The sequence below is a fragment of the Gilliamella sp. Fer4-1 genome, from assembly GCF_001690515.1.
Classification (GTDB): Bacteria; Pseudomonadota; Gammaproteobacteria; order Enterobacterales; family Orbaceae; genus Gilliamella; species Gilliamella apicola_C.
Genome location: NZ_LZGZ01000106.1, coordinates 1 through 6,561, shown reverse-complemented (window position 1 = coordinate 6,561; position 6,561 = coordinate 1). Strand labels below are relative to the sequence as shown.

The window sequence follows — 6,561 nt, the reverse complement described above, 5'->3', positions numbered from 1 at the left end:
ATTAGCTTATATTTATATGAAAAATATTTTCTAACTGGTTTTATATTATGGCTAGGCGTTTTTTGTTGCTTTAGTTTTCGTACTTTTTATTTGTAAACAGCCTTAAATTTATTTTGGCTATTTTTTAATTAGGTATTTTACATATATTCTCTGCTAGTTTTGCTATTCGATCATCAGGCTTAACGCATAACTTTTATAATGACCTTCTGCAATCACAGCTACCTTATTCACCTAATAGAAAAGGACAATCGTCTATTCAACCAAGATAAATTGCACTGGCAATTCCTTTTTCCAATAAGGTAAAACAGGCTCAGTAGGTTATGCCACCATATGCGAGCGATTATTTTAGATTGAATTTTATAGAAAGGTTTTATACTAATATGGCTTGATCGCACATTAATCTTTTCAACTAATCCTATTAGATATTTTAAAATAGATCATTGATATAAGTATAAAAATCAAGCAAACGAACTTATTTTTTTGTGGATAACTCTGTGATAAATTAGGATCACAAGCTGTTATAATCGCATTAACAACTTCAATCAAAAAAACATCTGTGGATAAATTTAATAGTTATAAACAAGTATCCACAAAAAAAGATCCGATCAATTCACAGAATTGGATCACAAATAAGATCTTATAAAATATCTATAAAAATAAGTTATCAACAAAAAGGATCCTCTTTAATAGTAATAAAAATAAAAGATCATCTTAAAGATCTTATTTAATTTAGATCGCGATCAAAATAGATCATTTGACGTAATCGAAAAGATGAGTAAAATTCCCTACGCTAAATAACTAGATCACAGGATCTAAATTAGCGATCATCTATACACAAATAAATACGAGGCTTTTTTATGTTTTATCCAGATCTTTTTGATGTCATCGTTGTTGGTGGTGGTCATGCAGGAACAGAAGCCGCAATGGCATCAGCGAGAATGGGACGAAAAACACTGCTTTTAACCCATAATATCAATACATTAGGACAAATGTCCTGTAATCCTGCTATTGGCGGTATAGGTAAAGGCCATTTGGTAAAAGAAATTGATGCTATGGGTGGTCTAATGGCACATGCTATTGATCATGCAGGGATCCAATTCAGGATCTTAAACAGTAGTAAAGGACCTGCTGTGAGAGCAACGAGAGCACAAGCAGACAGATCACTGTACCGTAAAGTGATCCGCACTACTCTTGAAAATCAAGAAAATTTAATGCTCTTTCAACAATCTGTTGAAGACGTGATCATTGAAAACGATCAAATAACAGGTGTCAAAACACAAATGGGCATTTCATTTAAAGCTAAAGCTGTTGTTTTAACAACAGGTACTTTTTTAGATGGAAAAATTCATATAGGACTTGATAATTATAGTGGTGGTCGCACAGGGGATCCGGCATCAATAGGTTTATCAAAATCATTACACCAATATCCTTTTAGAATGGGACGACTAAAAACAGGTACGCCACCACGAATTGATGCGAGAACAATTGATTTTTCAAAACTAGGCACCCAATATGGTGATGATCCTGTACCCGTATTTTCATTTTTAGGTAATGCAAGTGAGCATCCTAAACAGATCCCTTGTTATATAACAAGTACTAACGAAACAACCCACGAGATCATTCGAAACAGCTTAGATCGTAGTCCTATGTATACCGGGGTAATTGAAGGTGTAGGACCTAGATATTGCCCATCAATTGAAGATAAAATAATGCGCTTTGCTGATCGAAATTCGCATCAGATCTATTTAGAGCCTGAAGGATTAGACAGTAATGAAATCTATCCAAATGGGATCTCAACAAGCTTACCGTTTGATGTACAACTCGCATTTGTACGTAGCATGAAAGGATTAGAAAATGCCAACATTGTAAGACCTGGTTATGCGATCGAATATGATTATTTTGATCCAAGGGATCTTAAGCCAACACTGGAAAGCAAAGTGATCAAAGGGCTATTTTTAGCGGGACAGATCAATGGTACAACAGGCTATGAAGAAGCTGCTGCACAAGGTATGCTTGCTGGCTTAAATGCAGCGCGTTTTGTTTTTGATCAAGATCAATGGTATCCAAGTCGCGATCAAGCTTATTTAGGTGTGTTAGTTGACGATCTTTGTACACTTGGTACTAACGAACCTTATCGCATGTTTACCTCGCGTGCTGAATATCGTTTAATGTTACGTGAAGATAATGCTGATATTCGTTTAACAGAAATAGGCCGTAAGCTAGGGATGGTTGATGATTATCGTTGGCAGCGCTTTAACGAAAAATTTGAAGCAATCGAGCAAGAGAGAGCGCGTTTACGCGATATTTGGGTACATCCTCATATTGAAACGATTGATGAAGTCAATGCTGTTTTAAGCGCTAATTTAACCAAAGAAGCTAATGGTGAAGAGTTACTTAAGCGACCAGAAATGAGTTATAACACATTGAAAAAGCTTTCTTTATTTTCACCTGGATTATCAGATACACAAGCTGCAGAACAGGTTGAAATTCAAGTTAAATATGACGGTTATATTAAATTGCAAATTGAAGAAATTGAACGTCAAAAACGCAATGAACAAACACTTATTCCTGAACATATTGATTATGCCGAAATATCTGGATTATCGAATGAAGTTGTGGCTAAATTAAAACAACACAAGCCTGTTTCTATTGGGCAAGCGTCGCGTATTTCTGGTATTACGCCAGCTGCTATTTCAATGTTGTTAGTTTATTTAAAAAAGAAGAATTATGTTAAAAAAGAAACTTATTAATCTCATTGATCAAACGGATCTTTTGATCAATGAATCACAAATAGATCTATTGATCCATTATGTTGAAATGCTCAACAAATGGAACAAGGCTTATAACTTAACGGCGATCCGCGATCCTAATGACATGTTAGTAAAGCATATTATCGATAGCTTAATTGTATCGCCTTATTTAACAGGTAAAAGCTTTATTGATGTAGGAACAGGTCCTGGTTTACCAGGTGTTCCATTAGCGATTATTAATCCTGAAAAACAATTTGATTTAGTTGATAGCTTAGGCAAGCGTATTCGCTTTTTAAAGCAGGTACAGTTTGAATTAAAATTAACAAACATAAATCCTGTGCAAAGTCGTATTGAAGAGTACACTGCAAAAAAATTTGATGGGGTTATCAGTCGTGCATTTGCCTCTTTACAAGATATGCTAAGTTGGTGTAAACACCTTCCTAATGAGCAAGGGCTTTTTTATGCATTAAAGGGAAGTGATATTGATTCCATTCCTAATGGTTTTACGCTTAAACAAAATATTAAATTAACTATACCTGAATTAAATGCTGAAAGATGTTTAGTTATTATTAAGTAGCTTTATACTAAAGTGTCTACATAATTTTAAACATCTTTACAAGGTTAATTTTTACGTTTTTTTAGGTAGGCTTTTATACCATCAACAATTGCCTTAGATACTTGATTTTGAAAAGCTGCTGTTCTTAATTTCTTTTCTTCGGTAGTATTACTAATAAAGGCAGTTTCTACTAAAACAGACGGGATATCTGGTGCTTTTAGTACCGCAAATCCTGCTTTTTCAAGAGAAGGTTTATGCAGCTTATTAATCTTCTTCATTCGGCTTAAAATAGAATTGCCCAGTAAAACTCCATTATTTAATGTCGTTTTTTGCACTAAATCTAAAATGGTATTGTCCAAATATTTATCGCCGCTACGACTTACCCCCCCAATTTGATCGGCTTCATTTTGGGTTTGTGCCAGATAGCTTGCTGCGGAACTACTTGCACCACGTGTTGATAATGCAAAAACAGAAGATCCGCCAACTGAACGATTAGCAAATGCATCAGCATGGATAGAAATAAAAAGATCTGCATGTAAAGATCGTGCTTTAGCTACTCGTACTTTTAAAGGTATAAACACATCTTCATTACGCGTCATATAAACTTTTATGTTGGGCTCTTTTTTTAGCAAATTGTAAGTGCGACGTGCAATTTGTAAAACAATGTCTTTTTCACGGGTTTTATTATAGCCTATAGCACCGGGATCTTCACCGCCATGCCCTGGATCTAACATAACAACAATTGGCGCGTTTTTCTTTTTATTAGCCGGTGTTTTTATTTCAGATTGTTTTTTATTAAGATTTCCAGATTTATACTCTTCTAACAGAGCAAGTAAAGGATCAGCATCGGAAGTTGAAGCGGGTTTAGATGGATAAAGATCCATTACCAAACGATGCTTAAATTTCGCTATTGGCGATAAAGTAAAAGTGTTTGGTTGGACGCCTTGTTTTAATTCGATCAGTATTCTAACCGTTTTGGGATCGCGTTGAACAACACGTATCGATTTAATATAAGGATCGTTTTTTAAAACTTTTGAAGAAATATTTTTTAATGTTGTATTTAAATTGACATCACTAATATCAATTGCGATTCTTTCGGGGTTACTCAATAAAAAATGCTTGTATTTTAAACTAATATTGGATTCTAAAGTGATCCTAGTATAAGTAGATGAAGGCCAAACTCGCACAGCAATAATTTGTGCCATTGAAGCAGCAAAGCCTACACGAGTGACAGATAATAAACAAGTCGCAAGAATACCTTTAACTAATAGGCGCTTTGTAGGACTGAATGTTTCTGACATATTTAATCTAAACACTTTATTTTCTATATGAGTTAATCGCGAATAATAACATAAAATATAAAGATATTAAAAAGAATGATTCTTATCTTTATCTGATTTTTTTATAAAATAACCTATCCATTTTTTATGTTATAGCGATATTATTTTTTCCTTTTCTAAGATCATTATTAGATTTTATCGTTATAAAAAGTTGGTATAGATCTTAAAACGCCATTAAATGCAATTATTCAACTAACAGTTTTTTATAATCATCTATATTAATTGAAAATTTTTCACTGTATTTTCAAATCATTTTATAAAAGCTTATATAATGCTTTATTTTGGGTTGCAATGTTTATTTTATTATAGACCCTACATTCACAAAAGATTACAATATGACTCGCTAAAATCACGGATTTAAACCCGTTTTCATTTTAACAATTAAATATAGCTGAGTTATTGATGAGCAAAAAATTACATATCAAAACTTGGGGCTGCCAAATGAATGAGTATGACTCAACAAAAATGGCTGATCTCCTTGAATCTACCCATGGTTTAACATTAACAGACAATGCCGAAGAAGCGGATATTTTATTACTAAATACCTGCTCTATTCGAGAAAAAGCTCAGGAAAAGGTTTTTCATCAATTAGGTCGTTGGAAAAATCTTAAACAACATAATCCAAATATCATTATTGGTGTTGGTGGTTGTGTTGCCTCGCAAGAAGGTGCACATATTCGTAAACGCGCCCCTTTTGTCGATATTATTTTTGGGCCTCAAACTTTTCACCGTTTACCTGAAATGATTGAACAGATTCGAAGTGGTAATGGTAACCATGTCGTTGATGTCAGCTTTCCTGAAATTGAAAAATTTGATCGTTTGCCAGAGCCTCGTAGCGAAGGACCTACTGCGTTTGTTTCTATTATGGAAGGGTGCAATAAATATTGCACTTATTGCGTCGTACCTTATACTCGCGGTGAAGAAGTTAGCCGACCTTGTGATGATGTCATTTATGAAATTGCACAACTGGCTGAACAAGGGGTGCGTGAAGTCAATTTATTAGGTCAAAATGTTAATGCTTATCGTGGCCCCACATTTGATGGTGATATTTGTTCCTTTGCAGAGCTATTACGGCTAGTTGCCGCTATTGATGGTATTGATCGTATTCGCTTTACAACTAGCCATCCGATCGAATTTACTGATGACATTATTGATGTTTATCGTGACACGCCAGAGTTAGTCAATTTTTTACATTTGCCAGTACAAAGTGGCTCAGATCGTGTATTAAATTTAATGAAACGTACACATACTGCGCTTGAATATAAATCCATTATTCGAAAATTACGTAAAGTACGCCCAGATATTCAAATTAGCTCTGATTTTATTGTCGGTTTCCCGGGGGAAACGCAAGAAGACTTTGAGCAAACAATGAAGCTAATTGCCGAAGTCAATTTTGATTTAAGTTATAGCTTTGTTTATTCAGCGCGTCCAGGTACACCCGCTGCTGAAATGGAAGATAATGTTTCAGAAGAAGAGAAGAAGCAGCGCCTTTACATTCTTCAAGAACGAATCAACCAACAAGCCATGCAATTTAGCCGTCGTATGTTAAATACTGTACAACGTATTTTAGTTGAAGGTCCATCCAAAAAAGACCTTATGGAATTAACCGGTCGAACGGAAAACAATCGAATTGTTAATTTTGCAGGTCGTCCTGATATGATTGGTAAGTTTGTTGACGTTGAAATTACTGATGTTTATCCAAATTCACTACGTGGTAGAGTTGTTCGTACTGAAGATGAAATGGATTTACGAGTTAGTGAATCGCCAATGTCAGTTATTTCTCGCACTCGTAAAGAAAACGAGCTAGGGGTCGGTATCTATCAACCTTAAAGTAGTAATCATTAAGCCACAATGTGAGTGGCTTTTCATATTTTTTATAAAATAATAAAGATAATAAAATAACTTACGGATGAAT

The 6,561-nt window shown here is 34.5% G+C and carries 4 protein-coding genes; 3 read left to right on the top strand and 1 reads right to left on the bottom strand.

Annotation, left to right across the window (positions count from 1 at the left end; genetic code table 11):
* The first annotated feature begins 857 nt into the window (after window positions 1-857).
* Both mnmG and rsmG read left to right on the top strand, forming a co-directional pair.
* On the top strand, window positions 858-2,750 hold the full coding sequence (mnmG, locus tag A9G30_RS03925; RefSeq protein ID WP_065588120.1) for a tRNA uridine-5-carboxymethylaminomethyl(34) synthesis enzyme MnmG: 1,893 nt from the start codon (window positions 858-860) through the stop codon (window positions 2,748-2,750).
* Window positions 2,728-3,327, top strand: a complete 600-nt coding sequence (rsmG, locus tag A9G30_RS03920; RefSeq protein WP_065581561.1) for a 16S rRNA (guanine(527)-N(7))-methyltransferase RsmG — start codon at window positions 2,728-2,730, stop codon at window positions 3,325-3,327. Before mnmG ends, rsmG begins: the two co-directional genes overlap by 23 nt.
* 44 nt (window positions 3,328-3,371) lie before the next feature.
* Here rsmG and A9G30_RS03915 read toward each other — a convergent pair whose 3' ends face one another.
* Window positions 3,372-4,607: an N-acetylmuramoyl-L-alanine amidase gene (locus A9G30_RS03915; RefSeq protein WP_065581560.1), complete on the bottom strand. Its 1,236-nt coding sequence runs from the start codon at window positions 4,605-4,607 to the stop codon at window positions 3,372-3,374.
* Between the two features lie 441 nt (window positions 4,608-5,048).
* Here A9G30_RS03915 and miaB point away from each other — a divergent pair, with 441 nt between their 5' ends.
* A complete protein-coding gene (miaB, locus tag A9G30_RS03910) occupies window positions 5,049-6,476 on the top strand; it encodes a tRNA (N6-isopentenyl adenosine(37)-C2)-methylthiotransferase MiaB (protein ID WP_065581559.1) in 1,428 nt (475 codons plus the stop codon).
* Window positions 6,477-6,561 lie beyond the last annotated feature (85 nt).

Excerpts from the sequence above, each read along its gene's own strand:
- A9G30_RS03915 (WP_065581560.1), bottom strand. The coding sequence starts at position 4,607 with ATGTCAGAAACATTCAGTCCTACAAAGCGCCTATTAGTTAAAGGTATT.
- mnmG (WP_065588120.1), top strand. The coding sequence starts at position 858 with ATGTTTTATCCAGATCTTTTTGATGTCATCGTTGTTGGTGGTGGTCAT.
- rsmG (WP_065581561.1), top strand. The coding sequence starts at position 2,728 with ATGTTAAAAAAGAAACTTATTAATCTCATTGATCAAACGGATCTTTTG.
- miaB (WP_065581559.1), top strand. The coding sequence starts at position 5,049 with ATGAGCAAAAAATTACATATCAAAACTTGGGGCTGCCAAATGAATGAG.